22 protein-coding genes are annotated in these 26,976 nt (G+C 68.5%); 7 read left to right on the top strand and 15 right to left on the bottom strand.

Annotated elements, in window-relative coordinates:
* Positions 1 to 108: 108 nt before the first annotated feature.
* Entirely contained in the window at positions 109 to 1,167 is a 1,059-nt protein-coding gene (locus AB1281_RS20520) for a DNA topoisomerase IB (RefSeq protein ID WP_430346837.1), read from the top strand.
* Here AB1281_RS20520 and AB1281_RS20525 read toward each other — a convergent pair.
* Positions 1,155 to 1,463, bottom strand: a complete 309-nt coding sequence (locus AB1281_RS20525) for a hypothetical protein (protein ID WP_049443579.1) — start codon at positions 1,461 to 1,463, stop codon at positions 1,155 to 1,157. The two genes, AB1281_RS20520 and AB1281_RS20525, sit on opposite strands and share 13 nt — an antisense overlap.
* Before the next feature lie 197 nt (positions 1,464 to 1,660).
* On the opposite strand from AB1281_RS20525, the gene AB1281_RS20530 reads away from it, so the two are divergent.
* Positions 1,661 to 2,767 carry an SDR family oxidoreductase gene (locus AB1281_RS20530; protein WP_430346838.1) on the top strand — a complete coding sequence of 369 codons (1,107 nt, stop codon included), beginning with the start codon at positions 1,661 to 1,663 and terminating at the stop codon, positions 2,765 to 2,767.
* Here AB1281_RS20530 and AB1281_RS20535 read toward each other — a convergent pair.
* Positions 2,724 to 3,836 carry a serine hydrolase domain-containing protein gene (locus tag AB1281_RS20535; protein WP_430347020.1) on the bottom strand — a complete coding sequence of 371 codons (1,113 nt, stop codon included), beginning with the start codon at positions 3,834 to 3,836 and terminating at the stop codon, positions 2,724 to 2,726. The two genes, AB1281_RS20530 and AB1281_RS20535, sit on opposite strands and share 44 nt — an antisense overlap.
* Before the next feature lie 191 nt (positions 3,837 to 4,027).
* Here AB1281_RS20535 and AB1281_RS20540 point away from each other — a divergent pair, with 191 nt between their 5' ends.
* The gene (locus AB1281_RS20540) at positions 4,028 to 4,414 is read left to right on the top strand and encodes a BlaI/MecI/CopY family transcriptional regulator (RefSeq protein WP_014035478.1); all 387 of its coding nucleotides are present in this window, start codon (positions 4,028 to 4,030) and stop codon (positions 4,412 to 4,414) included.
* Positions 4,415 to 4,417: 3 nt separating this feature from the next.
* Entirely contained in the window at positions 4,418 to 6,418 is a 2,001-nt protein-coding gene (locus AB1281_RS20545; protein ID WP_430346839.1) for a M56 family metallopeptidase, read from the top strand.
* A gap of 64 nt (positions 6,419 to 6,482) precedes the next feature.
* Here AB1281_RS20545 and AB1281_RS20550 read toward each other — a convergent pair whose 3' ends face one another.
* The 3 genes from AB1281_RS20550 to AB1281_RS20560 form a co-directional block, all read right to left on the bottom strand.
* Positions 6,483 to 6,797, bottom strand: coding sequence for an I78 family peptidase inhibitor (locus AB1281_RS20550; RefSeq protein WP_430346840.1), 315 nt, complete (start codon positions 6,795 to 6,797; stop codon positions 6,483 to 6,485).
* A 78-nt stretch (positions 6,798 to 6,875) separates the two neighbouring features.
* Complete coding sequence (locus tag AB1281_RS20555; protein WP_430346841.1) at positions 6,876 to 7,898, bottom strand: ribonuclease H-like domain-containing protein; 1,023 nt, start codon at positions 7,896 to 7,898, stop codon at positions 6,876 to 6,878.
* A complete protein-coding gene (locus AB1281_RS20560) occupies positions 7,895 to 10,384 on the bottom strand; it encodes a DEAD/DEAH box helicase (protein WP_430346842.1) in 2,490 nt (829 codons plus the stop codon). Before AB1281_RS20560 ends, AB1281_RS20555 begins: the two co-directional genes overlap by 4 nt.
* 212 nt (positions 10,385 to 10,596) lie before the next feature.
* Between AB1281_RS20560 and AB1281_RS20565 the strand changes: the two genes are divergently transcribed.
* Positions 10,597 to 11,115 (top strand): hypothetical protein, encoded by a 519-nt coding sequence (locus tag AB1281_RS20565; protein WP_430346843.1) that lies wholly within the window; start codon positions 10,597 to 10,599, stop codon positions 11,113 to 11,115.
* Positions 11,116 to 11,155: 40 nt separating this feature from the next.
* On the top strand, positions 11,156 to 11,830 hold the full coding sequence (locus AB1281_RS20570; RefSeq protein ID WP_135966733.1) for a hypothetical protein: 675 nt from the start codon (positions 11,156 to 11,158) through the stop codon (positions 11,828 to 11,830).
* A gap of 153 nt (positions 11,831 to 11,983) precedes the next feature.
* Here AB1281_RS20570 and AB1281_RS20575 read toward each other — a convergent pair whose 3' ends face one another.
* The 9 genes from AB1281_RS20575 to AB1281_RS20615 are packed head-to-tail and all read right to left on the bottom strand — an operon-like array spanning position 11,984 to position 24,341.
* Positions 11,984 to 13,792 carry a hypothetical protein gene (locus AB1281_RS20575; protein ID WP_430346844.1) on the bottom strand — a complete coding sequence of 603 codons (1,809 nt, stop codon included), beginning with the start codon at positions 13,790 to 13,792 and terminating at the stop codon, positions 11,984 to 11,986.
* A complete protein-coding gene (locus AB1281_RS20580; RefSeq protein WP_430346845.1) occupies positions 13,789 to 15,957 on the bottom strand; it encodes a hypothetical protein in 2,169 nt (722 codons plus the stop codon). Before AB1281_RS20580 ends, AB1281_RS20575 begins: the two co-directional genes overlap by 4 nt.
* On the bottom strand, positions 15,954 to 17,081 hold the full coding sequence (locus tag AB1281_RS20585; protein WP_430346846.1) for a BatA domain-containing protein: 1,128 nt from the start codon (positions 17,079 to 17,081) through the stop codon (positions 15,954 to 15,956). Before AB1281_RS20585 ends, AB1281_RS20580 begins: the two co-directional genes overlap by 4 nt.
* A complete protein-coding gene (locus tag AB1281_RS20590) occupies positions 17,078 to 17,974 on the bottom strand; it encodes a DUF58 domain-containing protein (protein WP_014035489.1) in 897 nt (298 codons plus the stop codon). The genes AB1281_RS20585 and AB1281_RS20590 overlap by 4 nt, the downstream gene beginning before the upstream one ends.
* Before the next feature lie 7 nt (positions 17,975 to 17,981).
* Positions 17,982 to 18,965: an AAA family ATPase gene (locus tag AB1281_RS20595; protein WP_430346847.1), complete on the bottom strand. Its 984-nt coding sequence runs from the start codon at positions 18,963 to 18,965 to the stop codon at positions 17,982 to 17,984.
* A gap of 16 nt (positions 18,966 to 18,981) precedes the next feature.
* Positions 18,982 to 19,689, bottom strand: a complete 708-nt coding sequence (locus AB1281_RS20600) for a DUF4159 domain-containing protein (protein WP_014035491.1) — start codon at positions 19,687 to 19,689, stop codon at positions 18,982 to 18,984.
* Positions 19,689 to 21,023: a TldD/PmbA family protein gene (locus tag AB1281_RS20605; protein WP_014035492.1), complete on the bottom strand. Its 1,335-nt coding sequence runs from the start codon at positions 21,021 to 21,023 to the stop codon at positions 19,689 to 19,691. The genes AB1281_RS20600 and AB1281_RS20605 overlap by 1 nt, the downstream gene beginning before the upstream one ends.
* 21 nt (positions 21,024 to 21,044) lie before the next feature.
* Positions 21,045 to 22,679: a TldD/PmbA family protein gene (locus AB1281_RS20610; RefSeq protein WP_430346848.1), complete on the bottom strand. Its 1,635-nt coding sequence runs from the start codon at positions 22,677 to 22,679 to the stop codon at positions 21,045 to 21,047.
* Positions 22,680 to 22,709: 30 nt separating this feature from the next.
* Entirely contained in the window at positions 22,710 to 24,341 is a 1,632-nt protein-coding gene (locus AB1281_RS20615) for a TldD/PmbA family protein (RefSeq protein WP_197622185.1), read from the bottom strand.
* A gap of 707 nt (positions 24,342 to 25,048) precedes the next feature.
* On the opposite strand from AB1281_RS20615, the gene AB1281_RS20620 reads away from it, so the two are divergent.
* A complete protein-coding gene (locus AB1281_RS20620) occupies positions 25,049 to 25,663 on the top strand; it encodes a DUF938 domain-containing protein (RefSeq protein WP_430346849.1) in 615 nt (204 codons plus the stop codon).
* Here AB1281_RS20620 and AB1281_RS20625 read toward each other — a convergent pair whose 3' ends face one another.
* The gene (locus AB1281_RS20625; RefSeq protein WP_430346850.1) at positions 25,664 to 26,815 is read right to left on the bottom strand and encodes a type II toxin-antitoxin system HipA family toxin; all 1,152 of its coding nucleotides are present in this window, start codon (positions 26,813 to 26,815) and stop codon (positions 25,664 to 25,666) included.
* Positions 26,816 to 26,976 lie beyond the last annotated feature (161 nt).

The raw sequence follows: 26,976 nt of genomic DNA on the forward strand, positions 1-26,976 counted from the left end.
GACTCCGGAAGGGATTGTGAAAGCCCGAGCATAGCGGCGAACCGATCCTCACGTGTTTGTCTTGTGTTATCGACAGGATCGCGGCAGCGCGGCAGCGACACTGCGCGCATGCCAACCCCCTCCACCCCCGAACGACAGGCCGCGCGTGCTGCCGGCCTGCGCTATGTCGATGACACCCAGCCGGGCATCAGCCGGCGCCGCGCCGGCAAGGGCTTCAGCTACCGCGATGCCGATGGCCACGCGGTGCGCGATGCCACCACCCTGCAGCGGATCCGCGCGCTGGCGATCCCACCGGCCTACACCGCCGTGTGGATCTGCGCCCACGCCAACGGCCACCTGCAGGCCACTGGCCGCGATGCCCGCGGGCGCAAGCAGTACCGCTACCACGCCGACTGGGCGAAGGAGCGCGACGCCGGCAAGTTCGACCGCATCATTGCCTTCGGCGAGGCGTTGCCCACGTTGCGGCGGCGGTTGTCACGGGATCTCAAGCGACCCGGGTTTCCACAGGAAAAGGTGCTGGCCATGGTGGTCGCGCTGCTGGCCGATACGCTGGTGCGGGTCGGCAATGAAACCTATGCACAGCAGAACCGTTCGTTCGGGTTGACCACGCTGCGCAACCGGCATCTGGAACTGCTGCGCGGCGGCCGCGTACGCATGCGCTTCCGCGGCAAGTCCGGGCAGCTGCAGGAGGTGACCGTGGGCGACCGCAGGCTGGGGCTGCTGGTGCGGCGCCTGCAGCAGCTGCCGGGGCAGGCGCTGTTCCAGTACCGCGATGACGACGGTGCGCTGCAGCCGGTGGACTCCGGTGCAGTGAACGATTACCTGCGCGGGGTGATGGGTGAGGACTTCACCGCCAAGGATTTCCGCACCTGGGGCGGCACCGTGGCAGCGGTGCAGGCGTTCGCGGCTACCGAGCTGCCGGAGCCGGCCAGCCAGCGCGCCCTGGCGCAGGCGCAGCGCGCGGTGGTGTGCGAGGTGGCGTCGCTGCTGGGCAACACCCCGGCGGTGTGCCGCAAGGCCTACATCGACCCGTGCGTGTTCGCCGGCTGGGAGCGCGGCGAACTGGCCAAGCTGGCCGGCCTGCGTGGGCTGCGCCAGTGGGAACAGGCCACCCTGCGCGTACTGCGCAGGGCGCGCCGGCTCAGCCGCAGTCGTCAGCCGCAGTAGATCGCGACGATGTTGTTGGTGCGGCCTTTCTCGATGGTCAGGCGGTCGCCGCCTTCGCTGGCCGGCGGCACACGCGGACCATCGTGGCGCAGCACCCGTACGTGCAGGCTGTCGCTGTCCACGCGTGCACGGGCCACGGTGGCATCCGACGCCGCCAGGCCCAGTGCGCCGCGCACCATGTCGCTGTGGCACTGGCCGGAAATCACGCCGTCGATCGGCTGCACCTGGGCCATCGGCGTGCTGCTGCAGGCGGCGAGGGCAAGACAGACGGCGGCGGTGGCGATGGCATGTTTCATGGAAGGATTCCTTGGTGTGGTTGGGTGCAGCGTGCGACGCCGCACGTGGTGGCGGAATGAATACCGTGCACATCGTGGATACGGTGCGCTCACCCCCGCCAACAGCGTGGGTGGAGACACTGCAGTCGCGGCGGATGCCGCCCCCCGGTAGTGTCGGCCGCTGGCCGGCAGCCCCTTTCCCTCCCGAGGAGACCTGCATGGCCACCACCAGGAAAACCCCCATTCGCCGCAAAGCCTCGCCCAAGGTGCGCAAAGGCAGCACCGCGACGAAGACCGCTGCCGACCCTGATCGCCCACGGGTGGTGAAGACCGCCACCCGCAAGGCGGCGGCCAGCGATCCCCGCGCCGCCCGCGTTGCGGCCCGGCAGCGGCGCCTGCAGGACCAGGAGAAAGCCAAGGACGTGCGCGCAGCGAAAAAGGCCACAAGGAAGACCGCTACCCAGGCCGGTGCACGCCGGCAACCGGAAACGATGCCGGCGCAGCAGCTGGCCAAGCCCGGGCATGAACACGAACTGGAACTGGCGCCGCGTTTCCTTGCACCGGACTACGCCGGCAGCGGCAAGCTGCAGGGCATGCGCGCGATCGTCACCGGTGGCGATTCGGGCATTGGCCGTGCGGTGGCGGTGCTGTTCGCACGCGAAGGCGCCGATGTGGCAGTGCTGCACCTGGACGAGGCCGAAGACGCGGACATCACCCGCCAGCACGTGGAGCGCGAAGGCGGCCGCTGCGTGGTGATCGCTGGCGACGTGCGCGACCCACGCTTCTGCAACAAGGCGGTCAAGCAGGTGGCCAAGGCGTTCGGCGGCATCGACATCCTGGTCAACAACGCCGCGTTCCAGCTGCATTGCGAGCGTCTGGAAGACCTGGAAGACGCGCACCTGCAGGAGACCCTGCAGACCAACATCGGTGGGTACATCCAGATGGCGCGCGCGGTACTGCCGCATCTGGGCGAGGGGGCCAGCATCATCAATACCGGCTCGGAGACCGGCCTGTTCGGCAGCAAGGCACTGATCGACTACTCGGCCACCAAGGGCGCGATCCATGCCTTCACCAAGGCGCTGGCCAGCCAGCTGCTGCCGCGTGGCATCCGGGTCAACTGCGTGGCGCCGGGTCCGGTGTGGACGCCGCTGAACCCGGCCGACAAGCAGGCCGAGGACGTCGCCGAGTTCGGCAGGGACAGCGATATGGGGCGGCCTGCACAGCCCGAAGAGCTGTCACCGGCGTATGTGTTCCTGGCCTCGCCGGTCTGTGCCAGTTACATCAGCGGGGTGATCCTGCCGGTGATGGGCGGCCCACGGGGCTAGGCGTGGCGATCGTTGCCGCGGGCGCATAGAAATCGGCGATGCGCGGAATGAACCGCTGCGGGTTGGCACCGACCAGGTTGGTCAGCATCACCACCGCCACGCCTCGCTCGGGATAGACCACGAAGGCCGAGCGTGCACCGCCGATACCGGCCACCTGCAGGTCGGGCGATGCGCGCAGTACCGGCCAGCCACCCGCCCACGGGCCGGCACGGCCATCGGGCAGACGCTCTGCCGACCACATGCGTGCGCGCGCGGCGTCGCCCAGCAGGCGGCCCTCGGTCAGCGCGACCAGCCAGCGCGCAGTGTCGTCGGCGGTGGTGAGGATGCCGCCACCGGCCCACAGGCTCGGCGGCATGTCGTAGAACCAGTGCGACATGCGCGGCGGCATGTCGGCCGTATCGGTTGCACGCGGCGCCAGGCTGTACATCGTCGCCGCATCCGGAATCAGGTCGTAGCTGTCGCCGAAGGTGGTGCGTGCCATGCGTGCGCCACTGAACTGGCCGGTCGCAAGGAAGCGTTCGTAGGGCATGCCGGATTGCCGCGCGATGATCCGCGACAACAGCACGTAGTTGGTCTGGTTGTAGGCAAAGCGCCGCCCGGGTGCCGCTTCGAGCGGTCGCGCGCTGACCGCCGTCCATGCCTGCGCTTCGGAACCCCCGCCCAGCAGGCCGTTGGCATCGAGGATGTCCGGCAGGCCCGAGGTGTGGGCCAGCAGCTGGCGAACGCGCACCTCGCGCCATGCCATGGGGAGGTCGTCCAGGTAGCGCGAGGCGGGTGCATCCAGATCCACTCGGCCCTGCTCTGCCAGCTGTGCGATGGCGACCCCGGTGAAGGCTTTGGTGGCCGAGTTGAGTGGGAAGCGGGTGTCGCGCGAGGCGAGCACGCCGTTCTCCACGTTGGCCAGGCCGTAGGCTTCGGAGAGCACGATCTGGCCGTCCTTGACCACGGCCAACTGCAGCCCTGGGATGCGCTCATCCAGCATGATCTGGCGGACCAGGCGGCGGGTCTGGTCGTTGGCCTGGTCCTGGCTGGCAGAGACGGCGGCGAAGGGCAGTGCACTGATGAGCATGAGCAGGGCTCGCAGCATTGGGCGGGACATGGGGAATTCCAGCGGGGCGTTGCGGATCGGATGCAGCGGGCGGGTCAAAGGTTTAGGCGCTCGGTGGTGCCTACCGTTCGTCGGCCCATGACTTCCGGGGGGTTGACTACAGCTGTCGTCACGCAGACAGTGACGACACGTGTAGTCAAGGGAGTGGTGTCATGCGTGGCAAGACGATCGGGGACCAGGAACTGGCCCTGCTGCAGTACATCGATGAACATGCGCCGGCCACGGTCGGCGAGGTCGCCAGTGGCTATGGGGAGGCCCGTGGCCTGGCCCGTTCCACCGTGCTGACGATGATGGAGCGGCTGCGGGCGAAGGGGTATCTTCAGCGCCAGCAGCAGGACGGTGTCTATCGCTACCAGGCCACGCGTGGCCCGGAGAGCGTGCTTCAGGGCGCCGTGGCCCAGTTCGTCGACAACACTCTGCAGGGCTCGGTGTCGCCGTTCGTGGCCTATCTGTCGCAGCGCCAGCAGGTCAGCGACAACGAGCTGGCCGAGCTGGAAGCGCTGGTCGCCCAACTCCAATCGCGCCGCCACGAGGGCTGAGCCATGGACACCACGATGCTGATCCCGATGTTGGAACGGCTGGGCTGGACCAGCCTGCAGACCGTGCTGCTGGTGGCCCTGGTGTACGGCGTATGCCGCGCGCTGCCGTCGCTGTCGGCGGCGACCCGCTGCCGGCTGTGGTGGCTGGTGTCGCTGCAGGCCGTGCTCGGCCTGTTCTGGAGCCAGCCGCTGCAGCTGGCCTGGCTGCCGGCACCGCAGGCGGTGGCGATGAGCGCGACCGATGTGGCCGCAGATATGGTCTACCCGCTGGCCCCGGAGGCCTCGGCACAGCTGTTGGCCGCAATGCCGGTGCCTGCCGCGGATGTGCCGGCGGTGGCATGGTGGGCCGTCGCACTGGCCGCGCTGTGGATGTCCGGCGTGCTGCTGATGGCACTGCGTACCTTCGGTGAGTGGCGTCGCTGCCGCGCGCTGCTGGCAGCGGCCTATCCCTGCGAGGACGAGGCGCTGGTGCAGGCCCTGCAGCTGGCTTCCGATGCACATGGCGTGCGTCCTGCGCCGCGGTTGTGGATGAGCACGCAGGTGGACGCGCCGCAGCTGGTCGGTCCGTTCCGCCCGGTGCTGCTGCTGCCGGCCGGCGACAACGCCCTGCAGGGCGATGCGCTGGACCTGGCCCTGACCCATGAACTGCAGCACCTGCAGCGGCGTGATCTGCAGTGGGGCCTGCTGCCGGCGCTGGCCCAGCACCTGTTCTTCTTCCACCCACTGCTGCGCCTGTCGGTGCGCGAATACGCACAGGCTCGCGAAGAAGCGGTGGACGCAGCGGTGGTTGGCCAGCATGGCGCGAGCCGCCAGGCCTATGGACGTCTGCTGCTGCAGCTGGGTGTGGCACCGCAGCCGCACCTGGGCGTGGCCAGTGCCGCACCGGATACCACCAGCCTCAAGCGTCGCCTGCTCTCGTTGCAGCCACGCCGGGCCTGCCCGCGCATCCTGGCGATGGCGTTGACCGCTGTGGTGCTGGTGGTGGGTGTGGCGCCGATGCGGCTGGTCGCTGCGCCAGTGCCGCCGGCACCACCTGCGCCTCCTGCGGCGCCGAAGGTCGCTGTGCCGTCACCGCCGAAGGCTCCGAAAGCGCCGCCCGCACCGCCTTCGTCCGCGCGCGTTCCGGCCGTGCCGGTGGCGCCCGCGCCGCCGGCCGAGCCGGCTGATGTCGAGGCGTTGTCAGGTCCGGACGATGCGGATGTGGCGGTCGACGTGGATGCGGATGTCGATGTCGATACCGGCGTGCACAGTCAACACACGACCTCCCGCACGACCTCCATCACCACCTACGGCCGCCTGGACCTGGGCAAATCGCCGCCGGAGGCCTTCGTGCTGGTCGATGGCGATTCGACCTTCGCCAACGGCGGCATGGACGACGTGACGGTCGCCCGCAGGCAGCTCGGCAAGGGCCCGGCGCTGTGGTTCCGCCAAGGCGACAAGCGCTACGTGGTGCGTGATCCGATGATGATCCAGACCCTGCAGCGTGCCTACAGCGGCGCGGCGGATCTGGGCCGCCAGCAGAGCGAACTGGGCCGCCAGCAGAGTGCGCTGGGTCGCCAGCAAGGCGAACTCGGCAAGCAGATGGGCGAGATGGGCCGCCTGCAGGGCGAGGAGGCGCGCCGCATGGCACTGGCTGCCGCCGAGGCCGCGCGCAGCGCGATGGCCGCGCATGACATCAACCGCGAAGCGGCGGCGGAAGCGGCGAAGGCGGCGCGGGGCGCGACCAACGATGCGGCCGTTGCCCGTGAGGCCGCACGTGAGGCTGCTGCAGAGGCACGTCGTGCAATGCAGGAAGTGGACAACGAAACCGCGCGGGCCACTCACACCCGCGACATGCAGCGCCTAGCCAGCCAGCAGTCTGAACTGGCCAGCCGCCAGGCGGCGCTGGGCAGCCAGCAGGCCGCGTTGGGTGAGCGCCAGGCACGCGTGCATGAGCAGGCGTCGCGGCAGGCACAGCAGGTGATCGCGCGCGCATTGGCCAGCGGCAAGGCCGAGCGGCTCTGATCAGTGGTGCCGGCCGCTGGCCGGCAATGTGTGGGGTGCCGGCCAGCGGCCGGCACCCCGTTGATCAACCGCAGCTGGCGCGCTCGATCCGGTTCTGACCGTCCACCTGCACCGTCACGCGGTCCTGGCGGAAGTCCATGGTCACCGCCATGCCCGGCTTGACCACCCGCGCGTTGCGCGCGCCGCTGTCGGCCACCAGCTTCCTGATCGTGGCCTCGTCGGCGGTCTTGCCGGTGAAGGCTTCCAGCGCCTCCGGCCTGCATTCGTGCGCGGCATCGGCCACCGGCGCCGGTGCGGCATCGTGGGTGGTGGTGCTGCCGGCGTGGCTGCAGGCGGCCAGCGGCAGGATGGCAAGCAGGGCAAGGGGATTGAGGCGCATCGTCGGGCTCCAGGCGTGGATGGTGGCGGCAGTGTCACCGCTGCCAGCGTCAGGGCATGTCAACGTGGCCCCGTGCCGCTATTGCCCGACCAGCGCCAGCGTTTCGCGCTCGCGTTGTTCCTCGCGCACCAGCCGCTGCAGCAGCAGGGCCAGGGTCACCACGTCCTGGTGGTTGTGGTCGGCGACCCGGCGCAGGTTCACCGCGTCGCCGCCGCGCAGGAAACGCAGCCATGCGCCCGGGGCTTCGGAGCCAGGCAGGTCGTCCTCGCGCACCACGCGCAGCAGCTGGCGCTCGATGGTGGACAGCTTGCAGTTCTCCCACGTGCCGCGATAGCGGCGGCGGGTCGGATAGAGCAGGTCGACGTGATCCAGCGCGCTGATCGGGCAACGCTGGCGGGCGAGCCGGTAGCGCGCCTTCAGCAGCGGCGCATCGTAGCTGCGCCCGTTGTAGCTGCAGAACACGGTGGACGGCTGCAGCCAGCGGGCGAAGGTGGCCAGCATCGCGTCCTCGGCGGCCATCGTGGCCATCAGCAACTGGCGGATGCGCAGGCCTTCGCCACGTTGCGGGCACACATGCCAGTCGGCGGCGCCGATCATGAAGGCGCGGGTGCCGGTGCCGCCGGCCAGGCCCGTGGTCTCGGTATCGAAGAACAGCAGGTCGCGCGCGGCGACGTGCTCGTGCTCGCGCTTGGCGAAAGCCAGGGAAAGCGGTTCTGCGGGAATCGGCTGCGGCAGCAGCGATTCGATCAGGAACAGGCCCGGTGCGATTTCCTCCCCGGGAAGCTGGCGATCCTGCGCACTGGCGCGTGCCGGTGCGGCTCCACCACGCGAGCGCAGGCCGAGCAGGCGGTGCAGGCTGCCTACTTCCGGCCGACGCAGCGATGCGGGTGCTGGTGTGGAGGCCGCAGCGCCGGTCGGCTTGTGGCGGATCTCCTGTTCGACCCAGGCGAACACCGAACGTTCGGCCTGTGGTTGCCGCGCATCATTGGCGGCCACGGGTACCGGTGGCGCAGGGGGCACGTCCGGCGCCACCGGCGTGACTGCTTTCGGGTCGCCGGCCTGCTTCCGCAGCAGGCGCAGCTTGTCCAGGCTCAGGCTCACGGGGCCAGCAGCTCCATCGGGTCGCGCGCGGTCACCACCACGTCGGGTACGTGCTGGCAGGCCTCGGCATCGAACAGGTCCAGCACGCGCAGCGCCAGCGCACGCGGCGAGGTCTCATCCTCCTCCTGTGCGGCCAGCACCGGGCCGACACAGGCCGGGCAGCCGGCCTTGCAGTCGCAGCGCTGCACCAGTTCGCGCGCGCGCTGCACCAGCTCGGCCTGGCGTTGCCACAACGGCTCGCTGAGGCCGACGCCGCCCGGGAAGTTGTCGTACAGGTAAACCGTCGGCACGAACTCCTGCAGCAGCTCCACCGCCCCCGGGTCGCCATTGCTGCCGCGCAGCTGGCCACGGCCGCTCTGGTCGGCGATCGCGAACCAGGCACCATCGCCGTTGCCGACCGACTTCTGCAGGTCGCGCGCATCGGCCATCACCGCCACGGTGGCGACGATGTGCAGCGCGTAGGCCGTGCCGAGGAAGCCATCCAGTGCATCCTGCCTGCTGGCGAACGCGCGCAGCAGCAGCGCCTGCGGCAGCTGCCACCACACCGCGGTGGTGTGCAGTTCCTGGTCGGGCAGGTTCACCGGCCCATAGCCGATGTTCTCGTGGGTGTAGTAGCGGATCTTCTTGTAGCCGGCCACGCGCCGTACCACGTGCACTTCGCCATGGTGCGAATCGCCACGCCCGGCCACGCCGCCGTCGAAACGGTCCAGCACCTTGAGCTTGGTGAAGTCGATGCTGTCGGTGTAGTAGTCCACATGCGTGCGGGTGACATAGGCCTTGCGGCCGTCCCAGTCGAGCGTCTCCACCTGGTAGGGCGTGGACTGCACCATGTGGATGGCGCCTTCGTACAGGGTCAGCGCGGCGGCGGAATAGTCGACCTCGGCGATGATCTGCTGGCGGCCGTCGCTGCGGTCGACCACCACGAAGTTGCCGTCGGCCACCGCGCGCAGGCTGACCGCGTTGGCCGGATAGCTGTCGGCAATCCATTCCCAGCGCTCGCCTTCGCGGTGGATCACCTCGGTTTCGGCCAGCGCCTCCAGGAACACTTCCGGGTCGATCGGGCCGAAGCCATCACCGACCCGGAACGGCAGCTCGAACGCCGCGCAGCGGATATGGTCGAACAGGATCAACGGCTGGTCCGGCGCAATGCGCGCGTGTTCGGGCGAGGCCTCGGCAAAGAAATCCGGGTGCCGCACCACGTACTGGTCCAGCGGTTGCGAGCTGGCCACCATCACCCCCAGCGCCGGCTGCTGGCGGCGGCCGGCACGGCCGAAGCGCTGCCAGGTGGCGGCCACGCTGCCGGGGTAGCCGTTGAGGATGACCACGTCCAGGCTGCCGATATCCACGCCCAGTTCCAGCGCCGACGTGCTGACGATGCCGTCGATGGTGCCGGCGCGCATCGCACGCTCGGTCTCGCGGCGTTCCGTGGGCAGGTAGCCGCCACGGTAGGCACGGATGCGTGGCGGCTTGCGCGGGTCGTGGTCGAAGATGTCTTTCAGGTACTTGGTCAGCACCTCCACCATCAAGCGGGTCTGCGCGAACACCAGGGTCTTCAGCCCGGACTTGATCGCGATGCGCGCGATGCGGTTGCTCTGCGAACGTGCCGAGGCGCGCAGGCCCAGGTCGGGATTGATCACCGGCGGGTTCCACAGCAGCACCTGTTTCGGTCCGCTGGGCGCGCCGGATTCGGTGATGGCGGTGACCGGTGCCTCGATCAGTGCCTCGGCATGCGCCTGCGGGTTGCCGATGGTGGCCGAGCACAGGATGAACTGCGGTTGCACGCCGTAGAACGCGCAGATGCGCTTGAGCCGGCGCAGCACGTTGGTGACGTGGCTGCCGAACACGCCACGGTAGGTATGTACTTCGTCGATGACGATGTAGCGCAGGTTCTCGAAGAACTGTGCCCACTTGGTGTGATGCGGCAGGATGGCCTGGTGCAGCATGTCCGGGTTGGACACCACGATGTCGCCATGCAGGCGGATCGCCTGCCGCGCATCGCCGGGGGTGTCGCCGTCGAAGGTGAAGGCTTTCACGCCGAGGTCGCCGGCACGGTTGAGCTCCAGCAGCTCGGCCACCTGGTCCTGGGCCAGCGCCTTGGTCGGGAACAGGTACAGCGCCTTGGCCTTGTCCTGCATCGCTGCGCTGACCACCGGCAGGGTGTAGCACAGCGACTTGCCGCTGGCGGTGGGGGTGACGATGGCCACGTGCTCGCCACGCTGGCTGGCCTCCCAGGCCTCGGCCTGATGGCTGTAGAGCTGCTCGATGCCACGTGCCTTCAGGGCCGCGGCCAGGGCAGGCGGTACCGCATCGGGAATGGGTGCGTAGCGGCCCTCGCGACCGGGAATGGCGAAGCTGCCGGTGATGCGGTCCTGGTAGCGGCGTTGCAGGCGCGCGCTGAGCAGGGCGCCGTCGCGGGCGGGCAGGCCATCGCGGGTGGCGAGCTTCTGCTCGGCATCGGCGGTGCGCTTGGCGAGTTCGTAAGCCATGGAAAGTGGAGCCGGGACGGATTGCGAGGGGTCACATCGCACCACATCCACGTCTCAGGATGTGAGACATCGGCGTGGGACGGAGTGAACCGTTCAGTGCCCGTGCCCCGTGGCATTGCCGGATCTCCCCAGGCTGAACGGTCGCCGGTGAAGCAACGAAATCTGAAGCCCGCATCCGTATCCTTTACTGCTGGACGCAACCAACAGGGCGGATGGCTGTGGCACGACGTGGAACGCAGGGAGCACTCCTGGCCGGCCTGCTGCTGGCGGGTCTCGCGCAGGCGCAGCAGGCCGCACCGGTAGCGGCGCCTGATCCAGCGCCGACTCCCCCGGCGGATGCGCCGGCTGCCACCACCGCGCCGATTCCTGCCGCTCCGCCGCAGGACAACGTCACCACCCTTGGCGAAGTGCGTGCGCTCAAGCCCGATGACGAGCCGCTGGACCTGTACCGCTTCAAGAACCCGGTGAAGTTCGGCGACAACCGCTTCAGCCGCGATTGGAGCGAGCCACCGTCACCGGAACAGGTCAGCATGGGCGGCGGCTACATCATGATGGGCGTGGTCAAGGGCGTGCTGGCGGCGGGCCGTGGCCTGAACAAGCTCACCGGCGGCCCCGACCAGATCCAGTCCGCCATCGCCCGGCCACCGCCGGAGCTCAGTGCCGAACAGCAGCAGCGTGCGCTGCGTTTCTGCCAGCAGCAGGATGGCTGCGATCCGCCGCCGGCGAAGTAGGCCGGTATATCCTGCCGGTTCCTCAACCGGTGGCGCTGCCATGTTCCTGCGTTCGTTCTGCCTGCTGGCTGCACTGTTGCCGGTGTCCGCCTTTGCTGCCGGCATCGCCGGTGATGGCGCCTGTCGCAATGGCGCGTTCCCTTCCGAGCAAAGCCGGTTCGCGCTGGCGCGGGTGGTCGATGCACCGCGCCTGTACCTGCTCGGCGACATGGACGGCTGCCCGCAAAAGGGCGAGCCGGCCTGCCGGCAGCGCAGCTACGTGGTCAACGGCGATACGGTGGTGACCGGTCGCGACCTGGGCCGCTACCGCTGCGCGTTCTTCCCGAACAAGGTGGGCGGCAGCGCCGGCTGGGTCGACCGCAGCAAGCTGCAGCCGTTGCCGGTGGCCGTACCAACGCTGCAGGAGTGGACGGGCCACTGGAAAGATGGCGACAACGGCCTGCGCATCACCGTGCAGGGTGGACAACTGCATGTGGATGGCGATGCCTACTGGCCTTCTGCCAACCCCACGCCGGAACAGCGCCCGTATGGGCCGAACCTGGGCCAGGTGGAAGCACGCGCAACGCCGCGCGGCGCCGATGTGGAATTCGTTGAAGACACCTGCAAGGTGCGGGTGCACTCGCTGGGTGATGTACTGGTCGTGGCCGACAACAGCGAGTGCGGCGGCATGAACGTGCGCTTCAATGGCGTGTACCGGCGCGCTGGCAAGCGATGAAGGACGCATGACGGATGGGGTCAGAGCCCTTTCGTGGACGAAAGGGATCCGACCCGGTGCAGTCAGTAGATCCACGCCATGCGTGGATGCTGTTTGCGATCCAATCGGTGGGGCCAGGGCCCTTTCGTCCACGAAGGGGATCCGACCCCGGGCTCAGCGCCGTCGCTCCAGCCACCACAGCAGCGAAGCGCACAACACGAACGCCAGCCACCACGGCCAGCGCGAGCCCGGCACGGGCTGCATCATCGCCGTGTTCGTCGGCCTGCTGACGGCCAACGCCTGCGAGGTGGCGTCGATCATTGCCTGCCGATGCAGTGCAGGTGCGTCCTTCGGGTCGAACACATAGCGCCAGACCGTGATGTCGCCGTGCTGCAGGCGCTGCCAGCCCGCATCGCGCGGCCACCAGCCGGCGCAGCGCAGGGCCGACGTCGCGCCGTCGACGATCAGGGTCACGCTGTCGCCGCGTGCGTTGAACACCTGCAGTGGCGCCTGCACGCCGCACAGCGCCTGCCGTTCGCCCGCCCAGTTGAGCGTCTGCGGCGACCACAGCGCATCACCGCTGCCCTGCGCACGCGCCAGCGTGGCGACCACGCTGCTCCAGAGTTCACCGTGGCGGTCATCGCGCCCGGCCAGCACCCAGCGCCAGCTGTCGGTGATGGGCAGCAGGCCGATGCGGCCCTTGCCGGCAGCGCGCCAGCCGCCGACCGCCTTGCCTGTGCCATCCTGCAGCAGGGCGTTGCTGCCCGGTGCCTGCAGCGCGAGTGCTTCCAGCGCAGGCAGGGGAGCATTGTGCGAGCTGCGGTCAGCCTCCTCGCCGTAGCCGGTCGGCAGCGTACCCGCGTTGAGCGGGCCACGCCGTGCGGCGAGGACCGCGCTGTCGCCGTCGCCGGGAAGTTCGAGGGCGTGGCTGCTGCCATCGCCTTGCACCGGTAGACCCAGGTCGTGCAGGCGCTGGCGCGACCTGGCTGCAGGTGCGCCTGCACTACGCACCAGAACGCCGAGCCCGTCGCGCAACGCCTGCCGCACGGCAGCCAGCTGGCCGGCACTCAATGCGGCCAGGCTGCGCTCGTCCAGCAGCAACAGATCGCTGCGCGCGAGTGACGCTGCATCCAGCGCGACCGCGCCATCTCCCACGCTGACGCCCGCCCCGGTATCGGCCTGCACCTGCACGCGGATGCCGGTGTCGGCGGCCCAGCGGCGCAGGTACTTCAGCTCCGGGCCCGGCGCACTGGCACGCACCAGCAGGCGCAGCGGTGCCGCCGGCAGGGTCTGCTGCGGTACCGGCGTGTTGTCCACCACATGACCCTCGGCATCGAGCAGGCGCAGCTGGAACACGCTGCGGCCTTCGGCACGGGCGATGCCGCTGAGCTGCACGCGACCGTCCTCGGCAACATCCACGCGATCGACCACGCTGTCGGCGGGGTCCAGCAGTTCCGCCCTGGCCTTGGCGACGCCGTGCGCCTGTGCATGCACGTCGAAGCGTGCGCCGGGTGCGGTGTCGGCGGGTGGCTGCAGTGCGATCCACCCGCGCGGCGGCGCTGCCGGCTGCCAACGCACGTCGCGTGGCAGTACCGCGTCGCGGTCACGCGCAACCAGGCCGGCACCGACCAGGGTGAGCGTGGAGGCCGGATGCTGGCGCAGCGCGGTGGCCAGGTCCGGCACGCGCTGGCCACCGGGCACATCGGTAGCTTCCGGCAACAGCAGCAGCGGGCCTGCGCTGGCCGGCAGCGCGCCGGCCTTGCCGGCATCGAGTCCCAGCACGACCAGGCCGACCGCGGGTTGCTGGCGGGTGGGGGGGACCAGGCAGAAGTACAGCAGCGTGGCAGCGATCAGCTGCAATCCAATCACGATCCACTGTCGGCCACGACGCGTGGCAGTGCCACGCAGCTGGCGCACGCTGGCGATGACCACGATCAGGGCGAGGGCCAGCGCAATCCACAGGTTCACGGCGGAGGCGTTCATGGCTGCGCCTCCAGCGCATCAAGGTACCGCTGCCCCATCGCATCGGCGGCACTGCGCCGCATCGCCTGCGGCAGTGGACGCTGCAGCGCCCGCCACAACTGCGCGCGCAGGCGCTGGCGGCAGTCGCGGCAGCCGGGTTCGATGCGCAGCTGCTCGATGGCGGCGGCCAGATCCAGTGCATCGGGCAGGTAGGCGGCATTGCGCTGCTGCCAGGTGGCGAGTGCATCGAGATCGGGGGTTGCCGTGTCATCGCCGAGGCGTTGCCAGGCTTCGATGATGGCCGGGTCGGGCGGCGTGCGTGCGGCCAGCGGCAGTTCGCGACTGGCCAGTCCGGCGCGATCGCCACCCAGCCGGCGGCCTTCATCGATCGGTGGCAGCTCCGGCCCGACCCGCGCCAGGTAGATGCGTTCGGCCTGCTGCACCTGCTTGATGAAAGCCAGCGCCTTGTAGGCAAACGGCAGCGCCTGCTCTGGGCGGCCCTGGCGCAGCTCGCCTTCGGCTGACCACATCTGGTCCAGCGCGGCCTTCAGCGTGGCGCGCGTCTGCGGGTCGAGCAGGGTCGCGGCCTCGGCATGGTCATGGGTGTGGCCGTATTCGGAGAGCACATCGGTGGCGCTGCCGAACACCGGTGGCGCATCGGCATTGGACGTCTTGCCGCCGTGATCGTGGCCATGCGCGTCGTGCGCTCCGGCCTCGGCGCCATGATCGTGATCGTGTTCGTCGTTGTGGCTGTCTGCAGCCGGTGCATCGCTGGTGGGCAGGTCGCTGGTCGGCGGCGGCTTGGGTGCGCCCTCGCTCTCCTCGCCCAGGAACTGGCCATAGCGCAGGCGCAGGATGCGCTGGTCGACACCGATCGCATCGCTGCGCTTCACGAAGTCCTCGGCGGCGAGGCTGCGCCGCTGCCGGATCAGTGCTTCGGCATCGATGATGATCTGCCGCTGGCTGCGGAAATAGGCGGGCAGGGTCTTCTTGATGCGGCCTTCCAGTTCCGCACCGAGTGCAACCTCGGCGCTGGGCAGGCGCAGGATCACGCTGCTGCTGCGCCCGCTCTGCGGTGTTGGCGCGTGGTTGTCGCGCACTTCCAGCTGGGCGATGACATCGTTGCCCGGTTGTGCGCCCAGCGCAGCCAGATCAAGAGTGTGGGCGAAACGCCGCGCGGTGGCTTCGCCGCTGCCGGCAAGCGTGACGCTGCGTTTCACGAAGGTGATGTTCTCACCGCTGCCCTGGGTGGTGGTGATCGACAGCGTTGCCTGTGCGGCTACGCCGTAGTCGTCGCTGGCTTCGAAGCGCAGCGACCACTGGCGCTGCCCGGGCGTTCCCAGCACCAGGCTGGCGGCCGGCTCCAGCACGCGTACGCTGGGTGCGCGGTCGGCGACCACGTCCAGGCGATGCAGGCGGGTTCCGGCCAATGCCGGTTCGCTCACCACGCGGTACAGCACCGGCGTGCGCGCCACGTCCTGTGCCTGCCACTGGCCATCGTGTTCGTTCAGCGGCAGCCGGCGGCCATCGTGGAACTGCAGCCATGCCTTGTCCGGCGCGCGATCGAAGCGCAACGACCATGACAGCCGGCTGTCGGCGGCGACCTTGGCATCCAGCGCGTTCTGGGTGAGCGTGGCCTGGCCGGTATAGGCCGGCGCGTCGATGCGCAGGCGGGTGGACTGCAGGTGCAGTGGGCCCGCGGAAGCCGTGCTGCCAGGCGCCGACGCACGGGCTGGCGCGGAGCCGGGGCTGGAGCGTGGCCAGCCGACTGCCAGCGCAACGATGGCCAGGCCTGCGATCCAGCACAGCGCCAATGCCCCACGCGGCCAGCGCGGACGCAGTTCCGGCAGCGCACGTTCCAGCGCGGCCAGCACGTGCGCGCGCTGACGCTGCTGCAGCGGATTGAGCATGGCGGCATCGGCGAACAGCAGGTCGGCACTGTCCTCGCTGGCGCCGCTGCCATCGAGCTGGCGCTGCAACCACAGCTGGTCCAGCTGGCGGGAGCGTGCCGTGGCGAGCGCTGCGCAGGCGAGCAGGCCGACAGTGCCAACCACGCAGGCGATGTCGAAGCCCGCCAGGCGCAGCGCCAGCGCCGTCGCGGCCAGCGCCCACGGCAGGCCCAGCAGCAGGGTGATGAGTGCACGGCGGCGGCGCGCGCGTTGCCAGGCGTGCTGCAGGGTGTTCATGCGGCCACCCTGCGTCGGCGACTGCTGGCCATCCAGCGCTCCAGCGCGAACAGCAGCACGATGGCCAGCAGCAGCCACGGGGTGAGCTCGCGCAGCGGCGGCGTTGCCGCAGGCAGTGTTGCCTGGCGGGGTGCCTGGTCCTGTGCATCGCCGAGGCGTGGCAGCGGAGGCGGTTGCAGGGCCAGCAGCAGGGCACGCGGCAACTGCGGATCGCGCAGTGCAGCGTTGCCTGAGGCATCCCAGTCGCCGGGCAGAGACAGCAGGACACCGTGGCCGATGCGTTGCCGCCACAGCAGCGGGGCGCCCTCGGTGTTGCGCAGCAGGATGCTGGCCTCGGCGGCAGGCTTGCCGGCAGTCACTACATGTCCGCCGTCTTGCAGCCACGCCTGCCAGTTCGCCGGCAGTGCGCCGTCGCGGCTCCATGCGCCGATCTCGCCGCGTTCGGGCAGCGCATCCGCCACCAGAGGAGCGAGCGGCGCCTGCACGCCCCACGCGCGCTGCAGTGCATTCAACCAATGCTGGGCGGTGGCCGAAGCATCGCTGTGCACGCGCAGGCGCAGGCGCGGCGACGTTGCGGCACGCGGTTGCGCGGCGACCGGCATCGGCTGCGGCCGCCACTGCACCTCGCGCGACAGCTGCAGGCGTGCGCCGTCCAGGCCGGGCAGGGGATCGGGAACGTGCACGGTCACTGCGGTGCCCGCGGGCAGTTGTGCGTCCAGTTCGCGCAGCAGGCTGGGCAGGGAGGCCGTGGACGCAGGTGGCACTTGATCAATGGCCGGGAAGCCGGGCGCCAGCCAATGCCAGTTGCCCGCTTCGGCGACGCCGCGCAGAGCGGTCGCGTCCAGCCCTGGAGCAACGACCGTCCACGCAGTGGGGGCTGGTGCAGGCCCGGTCAACGCAGGTCGTGCCAGCAGCAAAGCCAGCGCGGCAAGCAACAGCAGGCGCACCAGCAGCAATGGCCAGTCATCGAAGCGGATGCGCTGGCGTGGCCGGATCTGTGCGCGCAGCCAGCGCAGCGCGGCGAAATCCAGCGGTGTGTACGGATGGCGGCGGGCCAGGTGGATCAGCAGCGGCAGCAACCCTGCAGCGAGCGCGGCCAGGCCCAACGGGAACAGCAGGTTCATGCACCGCCCCCACGACCGAACAGCGCCTGCAGTGCCTGGTCCAGCGGCTGGTCGAGCCAGCCGGTGGCACTGGCGATGCCGCTGGCCTGCAGGCGCGACTGCAATGCGCTGCGTGCGTCAGCGAAGCGCTGCAGGTAGTCGGTGCGGATCGCCGCGCCATCGCCCAGCAGTTCCTCGCCGGTCTCCGGATCGCGGAAGCGATGGCCGGCGTCGAACGGGAAGTCGCGCTCGTCGGCGGTGAGGATCTGCAGCAGCGCCACTTCGCGGCGCGCGCTGGCCAGTTGTTCCAGCAGCGCGATGCCGGCTTCGTCGAAGCCGTCGCCAACTGCCAGCAGCAGGTCGCCCGGGCGTACGCGCTCCCACAGGGGACGCAGTCGATCGGCCGCAGGCCAGCCACCGCGTGCCTGCAGGGCATGCAGTTGCAGATGCACGCGATCACGCTGGCGTGCGCCGTTCGCTGCGGGCACCAGTTGCAGTCCATCGCCGTTGATCGCCAGCAGGCCGAAACGGTCGCCCTGCTGCAGGGCCAGTTCCACCACGCATGCGGCAACGCCGCGCATGTGGTCCAGGCGCGTACGCTGCGGTGCCGCGCGATCGGCCTGGCCGGCCGAGGCGGTGGCATCGAGCAGCAGCCAGACCGTGATCGGGCTTTCGCGTTCGGATTCGCGCACGAAGAAGCGGTCCGAGCGTGCGTACAGCTTCCAGTCGATCTGGCGCAGCTCGTCGCCCGGTTCGTAGGCCCGGTACTGGGCGAATTCGAGGCCGGCACCGCGGCTGCGGCTGGCGTGCTGGCCGATGCCACTGGCACCGCTGGCCAGGCGCGGCCGCAACCGCAGCATGCGCAGGCGCGCACGCAGTTCCGGTGGCAACGTCAGCGGGGCACCTGCGTTCACGCGTGGCTCAACCCGGGAACGGCACGGCCTGCAGCAGGGCGGCGACCACGTCGTCGGCACGCTTCTGCTCGGCCTCGGCGGCGAACGACAGCAGCAGGCGATGACGCATCACCGGCGCGGCCAGTGCCTGCACATCCTCGCGGGTGGCGGCGAAGCGGCCCTGCAGCAACGCGCGTGCCTTCGCTGCCAGCACCAGCGACTGCCCGGCGCGCGGGCCGGCGCCCCACTTCACCCACTGGTTGATCGCCGCCGGTGCGCCTTCGCCTGGACGGCTGGCGCGCACCAGGCGGGTGATCCAGGCCAGCACATCAGGGCTGACATGCACCTGGCGTACTGCGGCCTGCAGGGTGATCACCGCTTCGGCATCCATCACCTTCGGCACCGCGTCGGTGGCACCGCCGGTGGTCTGTTCCAGGATCTGCCGTTCCTCGTCTTCGCTGGGGTAATCCACCAGCACGTGCAGCAGGAAGCGGTCGAGCTGTGCTTCCGGCAGCGGGTAGGTACCGGCCTGCTCGATCGGGTTCTGCGTCGCCAGCACGAAGAACGGCGCGGGCAATGCGTAGGTGGTGCCGGCGTAGCTGACCGTGCGCTCCTGCATCGCTTCCAGCAGCGCGGCCTGGGTCTTCGGCGGGGTGCGGTTGAGTTCGTCTGCGAGCAGCAGGTTGGTGAAGATCGGGCCCTGCTGGAAGCGGAAATGGCGATGGCCGGTGCCGTGGTCTTCCTCCAGCAGCTCGGTGCCGAGGATGTCGCTGGGCATCAGGTCGGGGGTGAACTGCACGCGCCGGAACTGCAGCTCCAGCGCCTGTCCGAGCGAGCGCACCAGCAGGGTCTTGCCGAGCCCGGGCGCGCCTTCCAGCAGGCAGTGGCCGCCGGCGAGCAGGCCGATCAGCAGCTGCTCGACCACGGTGTGCTGGCCCACCACTGCGCGTGCAAGCGCGGCGCGCAGCGCCTCCAGGCGCGGCAACAGGGAATCGAGGTCGGGGGAGGTCATGGGCGTGCAGGTCCTATCAATTGTTCAACGCGTACATCACGATGTTGACGCCGAAGCGGGTGTTGTCTTCGGCCAGGAAACGCTTGTTGCGCCAGTCGTAGTCCCACTCGCAGCCGTAGTCCTTGTTGCTGTACAGCAGGCCCAGGCGGCCGTCGACCTCGATGCCCTTCAGGTAGTCGTGCACCAGGTCGTCGCCCCAGCCGTTGAGTTCGAAGCTGGTGGCGGGCGGGCCATCCGGGAAGCGGAAGAAACTGCGGTACAGCGCGTGGCTGTTGGGCAGCTTCTGCAATGCCTTCGGACCGAACAGGCGGCCCATCTGTGCCTCGAACGAGGTGGCGAACAGCCCATCGATATCATGGTTGCAGTCGTCGACGAAGACGAAGCCGCCATTGCGCACGTAGCGCACGAAGTTCTGCCGCTCGGCGGCATTGAACTCCACCAGCGTGTGCCCGGCCAGGTAGCAGAACGGCGCTTCCAGCATGCGCGGGTCGGCCAGCGCCACCACGTGTTCCTGCGGGTCCACGCGCAGCGAGGTGTAGTCGATCAGCGAGGTGATCAGGTTGGACGGCATGCGCGCGTCCACGTCCCAGTCACCGGAGTCGTACTGCAGCCGGGTGAACCAGAAGTCGTAGCGTGAACTGCGCGGGCCTGACTGCGCCCAGGCTGGCAGCGCCGCCGCCGAAGCGGCAGCGGCCAACCAGCGCAGGCAGGCCCGGCGATCCATCAGACGGCGTCGGACAGCGAGGTGAAGGTGAAATCGCGCAGCTTCATCGGCGGGATCATCATCACGTAGCTGGATTCATCACCGGCCACGCGCACCGGCTTGCCCAGCTCTTCGATGTTGTTGAGCATGATCACCGGCGACTCGTTGAAGCGGAAGTTCTTCACCGGGTGCTTGATCTGGCCGTTCTCGATGTAGAAGGTGCCGTCGCGGGTCAGGCCGGTCAGCAGCACGGTCTGCGGATCGACCATGCGGATGTACCAGGTACGGGTGACCAGGATGCCCTTCTGGGTGCCGCGCACCAGCTCGGCGGTGCTCTTGTCGCCACCGCTCATCAGCAGGTTGCCCGGCGAGGCCTTGGCGGTCTTGCCCTGCTTCTGCGCCCAGAAGCGCGAGTAGTCCAGGTTGGCGACCTTGCCGTTCTCGATGATGGCCATGCGCTCGCGCGGCAGGCCTTCGTTGTCCCACGGCAGCACCGGTGCATCCGGATGCCACGGGTCGGCGATCATGGTCACGCGCGGGTCGTAGACCTGCTCGCCCAGCTTGTTGCCACCGCCCTTCTTCGACAGGAAGCTGCGGCCTTCATCGGCCGAGCGTGCGCTGAAGAAGTTCATCATGAAGCTGATCAGGCCCGCGGCCGCGGCCGGCTCCAGGATCACCGTGTACTTGCCCGGCTCCAGCGCCTTGGCTTCGGCCGATTCGGTGGCCTTGCGCATGGCGATGCGGATGTCCTGGTCGGCCTTGAAGTCGGCGGCATCCTTCAGGTTGCGGCCGACCCAGCCCGAACCGCGGCCATCTTCGGTGCGCACGGTGCAGGTGTAATCGAAGTTGGTGGTGCGCTGGTAGGCGAAGTTGCCGTTGCTGTTGGCAGTGGCCTGGAAGCCCTGGCCGTCCTCGAGGAAGCCGGCGGCGATCAGGCCGTGGCCCCGGCACGGGGCGATCGAATCGGCGGCGACCTTGGCGCGGAACGCCGGATCGATCGCAGCAGTGGATTCGCTGAAGGTCGGGCTGGCGCGGTAGCTCTGCTTGCCGATGGCCGGCATGAACTCCGGGTTTTCCGGGGCCAGGCGCGCCAGGTCTTCGGCACGGCGCACCACGCGTTCCAGCGCGGCATCGTCGAACTCATTGATCGAGGCCGTGCCGACGCGCTTGCCGAAGGCGACGGTGACCGCCAGCTCGGTGTTGTCGACGATGCCGCTGGTGGAGACATTGTTCAGCGCGAAACGGATGTTGCCGCTGATCGCGCCGGCCAGCACGGCGGTGCACTCGTCGGCCTTGGACAGGGCGATGACCTTGTCGAGGATGGCCTTGGCCTGGGCTTCGGTGAAGATACTCATGGTGTAAGGGCTCCTGACCGGTCAGCCGAGGCTGCGTGCGGTGTTGATGACGTTGATGCCGTTGAAGCGCGCGGTCGACGAACCGTGCGAGACCGCCGAGACCTGGCCGGGCTGGCCCTTGCCGTCGAAGAACGAACCGCCCAGGCGGTAGTCGCGCTCGTCGGCCACGGCGGTGCAGGCATTCCAGAACTCCGGCGTGCGGATCTGGTAGGCCACGTCTTCCAGCATGCGGGTGATCTGGCCGTTCTTGATCTCGTAGAACAACTGGCCGCCGAACTGCGCGTTGTAGCGCTGCTGGTCGATCGAGAACGAACCGTCACCGATGATGTAGATGCCGTTCTCCACGTCCTTGATCAGGTCGGGCACGCTGAGCGGCTTCTTGCCCGGTGCCATCGACACGTTGGCCATGCGCTGGAACTGCACGCTGGACCACGAGTCGGCATAGCAGCAGCCGTCGGACTCGGTCTTGCCGAGGATGTGGGCCTGGTCGCGGATGGTCTGGTAGTCCACCAGCTTGCCGTTGCTGATCAGGTCCCAGCGCTTGCACTTCACGCCTTCGTCGTCGTACGCCACCGCGCCAAGGCTGCCCGGCTGGGTCTTGTCGGCGAAGATGTCGACCAGCTCGCTGCCGTACTGGAACTGCTGTTCGCGCTTGTCCAGGGTGGCGAAGCTGGTGCCGGCGTAGTTGGCTTCGTAGCCGAGCACGCGGTCCAGTTCCAGCGGGTGGCCGATCGATTCGTGGATGGTCAGCCAGGTGTGCGACGGGTCGAGCACCAGGTCGTACTTGCCCGGCTTCACCGACGGTGCCTTCAGCTTTTCCTGCGCCTGCTTGGCGGCGGCGATGGCGTCCTCCTTCATGTCGTAGGACGAGCTGTAGTTGACCACGCCGTTGGGGCTGACCACCTTGCCGGCGCCGGCGCCATCCAGGTACTCGTAGCCCAGGCCCATCGGCGAGGACAGGCCCGAACGGGTGCGGAACTTGCCGCTGGTCTTGTCGATGGCGGTGACCGTCATCGGCGCCCAGATGCGGTGCACGTCCTGGTCGATGTAGGAACCATCGGTGGAGGCGAAGTACTTCTGCTCGTTGACCAGGAACAGCATCGAATTGACGAAGCTGGCACCGGCGCCCATCGCTGCGGCGTTGACGTCCAGCAGCAGGCCGACCTTGTCCTTGATCGGCACCTCCATCGCATTCTTGCGGATCGGCGTGCGCCAGCTCACCTCACCCACGCCCGGCGCCTTGGCCAGCTGTACGGGGGCGGTCTGCACGCCGGCATTGGCCTTGGCGATCGCCGCGGCCTGCTGCGCGGCCTTGGCCACGTCGGCGGTGCCCAGCGCATTGGTGGCGGCGAAGCCCCAGGCACCGTTGACGATCACGCGGATGCCCACGCCGGTGGACTCGGTGTTCACCACGTTCTGCACCTTGTCCTCGCGGGTGATCACGAACTGCCGCAGATAGCGGCCGATACGCACGTCGCAGTAAGTGGCACCGGCGCTGCGCGCGGCCTGCAGGGCGGCGTCGGCCAGGCGCTTCTTCAGCGCCGGGTCGAGGCTGGACTGCAGCTGTTCGGCGGCGATCACCTTGCCGAAGAAGGAGGGCACGATCAGCCCGCCCGCGGTAAGCCCGGTCAGGGCCAGGAAGTCACGTCTTTGCAAGGCTGCTCTCCATGTCGAAGGATGGGTGGCTCAAGCGCCGAGACTGCGCGCGGTGTTGATGATGTTGATGCCGTTGAAGCGGGTGGTGGACGATCCGTGCGAGACCGCCGAGACCTGGCCGGGCTGGCCCTTGCCGTCGAAGAACGAACCGCCCAGGCGGAAGTCGCGTTCATCGCAGATGGCGGTGCAGGCATTCCAGAATTCCGGCGTGCGGATCTGGTAGGCCGCATCCTCGACCATGCCGGCGATCTTTCCGTCCTTGATCTGGTAGTACAGCTGGCCGCCGAACTGCGCGTTGTAGCGCTGCTGGTCGATCGAATACGAACCGCGGCCGTGGATGTAGATGCCGTTCTCCACGTCCTTGATCATGTCCTCGACGCTGAGCGGCTGCTTGCCCGGCGCCAGCGAGACATTGGCCATGCGCTGGAACTGCACGCTGGACCAGGAATCGGCATAGCTGCAGCCATGCGATGCATCGCGGCCGAGGATGTGGGCTTCATCGCGGGTGGCCTGGTAGTCGACCAGGATGCCGTCGCGCACCAGGTCCCAGCGCTGGGTCTTCACGCCTTCGTCGTCGTAGCCGACTGCACCGAGGCTGCCGGGCTGGGTCTTGTCGGCGAAGAAGGTAACGATGTCGCTGCCCCAGCGGAAACCCGCATCGCGCTTGTCCAGCGTGGCGAAGCTGGTCCCGGCGTAGTTGGCTTCGTAGCCGAGCACGCGGTCCAGCTCCAGCGGGTGGCCGACGTTCTCGTGGATGGTCAGGAACAGGTTGGACGGGTCCAGCACCAGGTCGTACTTGCCGGGCTTCACCGACGGCGCCTTCAGTTTCTCGCGCGCGTGGCGGGCGGCCGCAATGGCGTCCTCGACCGGGTCGTAGGAATCGCGGTAAGCGGTGATGCCACCGGGCAGGTGTACCTTGCCGCGCGCATCGCCATCAAGGAACTCGTAGCCCATGCCCATCGGCGACGACAGGCCGGCACGGGTGCGGAACCTGCCGCTGGCCTTGTCGATGGCGGTGGCGGTGAACGGCAGCCAGATGCGATGGATGTCCTGGTCGATGAACGAGCCGTCGCTGGAGGCGAAGTACTTCTGTTCGTTGACCAGGAACAGGGTGGAATTGATGTAGTCGGCACCCGCATTCAGCGCGGCGGCGTTGAGTGCCAGCAGCAGCTCGACCTTGTCCTGGATCGGCACCGCCATCGCGTTCCTGCGGACCGGGGTCTGCCAGCGCACTTCACCGACCGAGGGCGTCGGCGCCAGCTGCACTGGTCGGGTCTGGATGCTGGCGTTGGCACGGGCGATCGCCGCAGCCTGCTCGACCGCAGCGCGCACGGCGGCCTCGGTCTGCTGATGGGTCGCGGCAAATCCCCAGGCACCGTTGACGATCACCCGCACGCCCACGCCGGACGATTCCCGGTTGGTCACATTGCCGACCTGGTGCTCGCGGGTGATGACCGACTGGTTGAGGTAGCGGCCGATGCGCACATCGCAGTAGCTGGCCTTGGCCGTGCGTGCGGTGGCCAGCGCCACGTCCGCCAGGCGCCTGCGCTGGAGGGTGTCGACCGGGGCGAGCAGTTGCTCGGCGGCGATGGCACGGGAATGCGGCAGCAGCAGGCCCGCCAGGCCCAGACCGGAAAAAGCCAGGAACTCACGTCGTTGCACAGCGTTTCTCTCTCTCGCTTGCGTGCGGCCGGCAACAGGCCGAGCCGATCACGTCAACTTCTCGACTTTCGCCAGCGCGGCGCCTCCGGGCAAGTGACTGCAGTCATGGTTGGGGAGGGTTTCGGCAGGGCTGCGCCCTGCACCCGCAGAGGCTACAAGCCAAGGCAACGTCAAGGTCAACGTCAATAGCTGGCTATCCGTGGGTTGGCGGGGTGGGTCCGGTTGCGGGGGACGCCGTAAATCCGTCCATGGAGGCTCGGTCGCGCCATCCATGGCGCTCACGCCCCCGCAACCGGACCCACCCCGCCTTCGACGGTTTCCTGCGAGCTGTTGGAACCTGCTGCTGTTGGTGGGTGCCGACCGTTGGTCGGCACGCGGTCGGATCACGTCTTAAAAATTGATATCTGACAGATGTGTCGACCAACGGTCGACACCTACCAACAGCACACGAAATCTGTCAGAGGCGGGGCGGTGTGGGTGGGCAGGACCGTTGGCGCCATGGATGGCGCCATCGAGCCCCCATGGATGGGTTTACGGCGTGTCCTGACCACCCACACCGCCCCGCCATCCCACGGGATGCCAGCTTTTGACGTTGACGTTGCTCTGGCTCTGGCTTCGGCTTCGGCTTCGGCGGGTGCAGGGCGCAGCCCTGCCGAGCAACACCCCCTCGTGCACAATGGGGCCGACCCCGCCTGGACACCGTCCTGATGTCGAGCAAGCCGTATTCAGAAGCCTGCGAGCGCAACCGCGATCCCATCGCCGCCGCACTCGACCCGTGGATGGGCGACCGTCACCGGCTGCTGGAGATCGGCAGTGGTACCGGCCAGCACGCGGCCTTCTTCGCCGAGCGCTGGCCCTGGCTGCGCTGGCAGCCCAGCGACCATCCGGACCATCTGCCGGGCATCGAGGCCTGGCGCGCGGAGGCGGCGCTGCTGAACCTGCTGCCGCCGGTGGCACTGCAGGTGGAGCTGCCGCCGGCGACCGGCCTGAGCCTGCCGGAAGGCAGCATGTTCGACGCCGCATTCAGTGCCAACACACTGCACATCATGAGCTGGGAGCACGTGCAGGCGCTGTTCGCCGCGCTGCCACCGGTGCTGCGCCACGGCGCGCTGCTGGCGGTGTACGGCCCGTTCAACTACGGCGGCCGCTACACCAGCGATAGCAATGCGCAGTTCGATGCCTGGCTGAAGGCGCGCGATCCGCGCAGCGGCATCCGCGATATCGAAGCGGTGCAGGCGCTGGCCGCCGACAACGGCTTTACCCGGCTTGGTGACGTGGCCATGCCGGCCCACAACCGCCTGCTGCTGTGGCGGCTGGGGTGATCAGGTTGCGGGTTGTTCAAATTGCCGCAGGCAGCGCTGACAGCTCATGTCGATGGCATCCAGCAGGCGATTCAGTACCGGGTGACGAAGCCCCCCAGCGTGGAGGTCCGCATGCAACTGCCGTGCGAGCGCGGGAAGTTGGGTGGCCATGTCGAACAATCCAGACAGTGCTCTGTCTGCGTCAAGTCTCATTGCCTCAGCGGTAGACCGCCAATCCATCAAGCGGACGTCCCACCAGCGGTAGTGGCTTCCAATCTTCATCGCCATCTTGATCTTGCGGTGCTGAAGTTCGGTGTAGGGCAGTGCGCTGGAGATATCGTACAGAGGGGCAAGGCGGGCCCTACCCTGGGCGCCTATCAGCAGCGAATAATTCTTCGCGTGCGCATCCGTACCGCCGATGAGGTAGTTGAACTGCAGCGCCTTCAGCAGCGCCTCGACATCCGAGCGCGGTTGACTGGAGTGATCCCATAGCGCTCGTGCGAGATCGGCAGGACCGGGCCCACCCTGATTCTGATACTTGATTTGAGGCATCACGCCCAGAGCCTGGCAGAAGTCTTCCTGGTGTACACGCTGCCATCCAGCCGCCGTACGTATGCGGTCGTATCGCCTTACGGAAATTGCCCGTGCGTCTTCCACGCAGATCATCTCAGCAAACGCGGCCGACATGCCAAGTTGTCTGGCCAGACGAAGGCAGAACACCTCATTTTCGACGAATCCGTCGTAGTCGCCGCTGGGTGGCTTGAGGATATGGGTCGTTGGAATACGACCAGCGGGAATCTCCCAGCCCCCATCGTCGCACTGTAACAGGGCGATCTTGGCTTGTGCCCCGGCCAGGCTGAACTGTCCGACATCATCGAGTCGCCGTGCTGCGGCTTGGTCCACCCGTACACGCTGCAGGCGTTGGGCGATTTCATGCGTGGACACTGGCTGCTGCCTGTCGCTCTCGCCTGAAATGACGGCCGCGAGCCGTTCACTTCTCACAAACTGGACGGCTCCCGCGCAGTCCTCACCCACGTGGGACAGCAATGCGATCGGATTGCGGGCCGATACATGGAATCGCGAGGCCCATTGTTGCAGCAGTGCTTCGTTGTCCGGAAGCAGTCCCCACAGCACTGCGGAAAGCGTCGCGCTGGGAGCACTGTCCTGCGCCAACGGAAGTGCGAGAGACACAAGGGATAGGCCCCCGGCGTCTGGCGCCAACTGTCCGCGTAACGGAACGTTGGATGCCCATGTGCATCCTGCCCAAGGTATCCAGCCACTCTGTTGGAAAGGAGTACGTTGAGGTCCATGCCGGAAGCACAGTGTCCAGAGAG

Origin of the sequence: Stenotrophomonas sp. NRRL B-14846 (assembly GCF_050473585.1) — a bacterium.
Lineage (GTDB): Bacteria > Pseudomonadota > Gammaproteobacteria > Xanthomonadales > Xanthomonadaceae > Stenotrophomonas.

What these genes read in the sequence shown, in the direction of transcription:
- AB1281_RS20520 (WP_430346837.1), top strand. Translation starts at nt 109, where the DNA reads ATGCCAACCCCCTCCACCCCCGAACGACAGGCCGCGCGTGCTGCCGGC.
- AB1281_RS20525 (WP_049443579.1), bottom strand. Translation starts at nt 1,463, where the DNA reads ATGAAACATGCCATCGCCACCGCCGCCGTCTGTCTTGCCCTCGCCGCC.
- AB1281_RS20530 (WP_430346838.1), top strand. Translation starts at nt 1,661, where the DNA reads ATGGCCACCACCAGGAAAACCCCCATTCGCCGCAAAGCCTCGCCCAAG.
- AB1281_RS20535 (WP_430347020.1), bottom strand. Translation starts at nt 3,836, where the DNA reads ATGCTCATCAGTGCACTGCCCTTCGCCGCCGTCTCTGCCAGCCAGGAC.
- AB1281_RS20540 (WP_014035478.1), top strand. Translation starts at nt 4,028, where the DNA reads ATGCGTGGCAAGACGATCGGGGACCAGGAACTGGCCCTGCTGCAGTAC.
- AB1281_RS20545 (WP_430346839.1), top strand. Translation starts at nt 4,418, where the DNA reads ATGGACACCACGATGCTGATCCCGATGTTGGAACGGCTGGGCTGGACC.
- AB1281_RS20550 (WP_430346840.1), bottom strand. Translation starts at nt 6,797, where the DNA reads ATGCGCCTCAATCCCCTTGCCCTGCTTGCCATCCTGCCGCTGGCCGCC.
- AB1281_RS20560 (WP_430346842.1), bottom strand. Translation starts at nt 10,384, where the DNA reads ATGGCTTACGAACTCGCCAAGCGCACCGCCGATGCCGAGCAGAAGCTC.
- AB1281_RS20565 (WP_430346843.1), top strand. Translation starts at nt 10,597, where the DNA reads ATGGCTGTGGCACGACGTGGAACGCAGGGAGCACTCCTGGCCGGCCTG.
- AB1281_RS20570 (WP_135966733.1), top strand. Translation starts at nt 11,156, where the DNA reads ATGTTCCTGCGTTCGTTCTGCCTGCTGGCTGCACTGTTGCCGGTGTCC.
- AB1281_RS20575 (WP_430346844.1), bottom strand. Translation starts at nt 13,792, where the DNA reads ATGAACGCCTCCGCCGTGAACCTGTGGATTGCGCTGGCCCTCGCCCTG.
- AB1281_RS20580 (WP_430346845.1), bottom strand. Translation starts at nt 15,957, where the DNA reads ATGAACACCCTGCAGCACGCCTGGCAACGCGCGCGCCGCCGCCGTGCA.
- AB1281_RS20585 (WP_430346846.1), bottom strand. Translation starts at nt 17,081, where the DNA reads ATGAACCTGCTGTTCCCGTTGGGCCTGGCCGCGCTCGCTGCAGGGTTG.
- AB1281_RS20595 (WP_430346847.1), bottom strand. Translation starts at nt 18,965, where the DNA reads ATGACCTCCCCCGACCTCGATTCCCTGTTGCCGCGCCTGGAGGCGCTG.
- AB1281_RS20600 (WP_014035491.1), bottom strand. Translation starts at nt 19,689, where the DNA reads ATGGATCGCCGGGCCTGCCTGCGCTGGTTGGCCGCTGCCGCTTCGGCG.
- AB1281_RS20605 (WP_014035492.1), bottom strand. Translation starts at nt 21,023, where the DNA reads ATGAGTATCTTCACCGAAGCCCAGGCCAAGGCCATCCTCGACAAGGTC.
- AB1281_RS20620 (WP_430346849.1), top strand. Translation starts at nt 25,049, where the DNA reads ATGTCGAGCAAGCCGTATTCAGAAGCCTGCGAGCGCAACCGCGATCCC.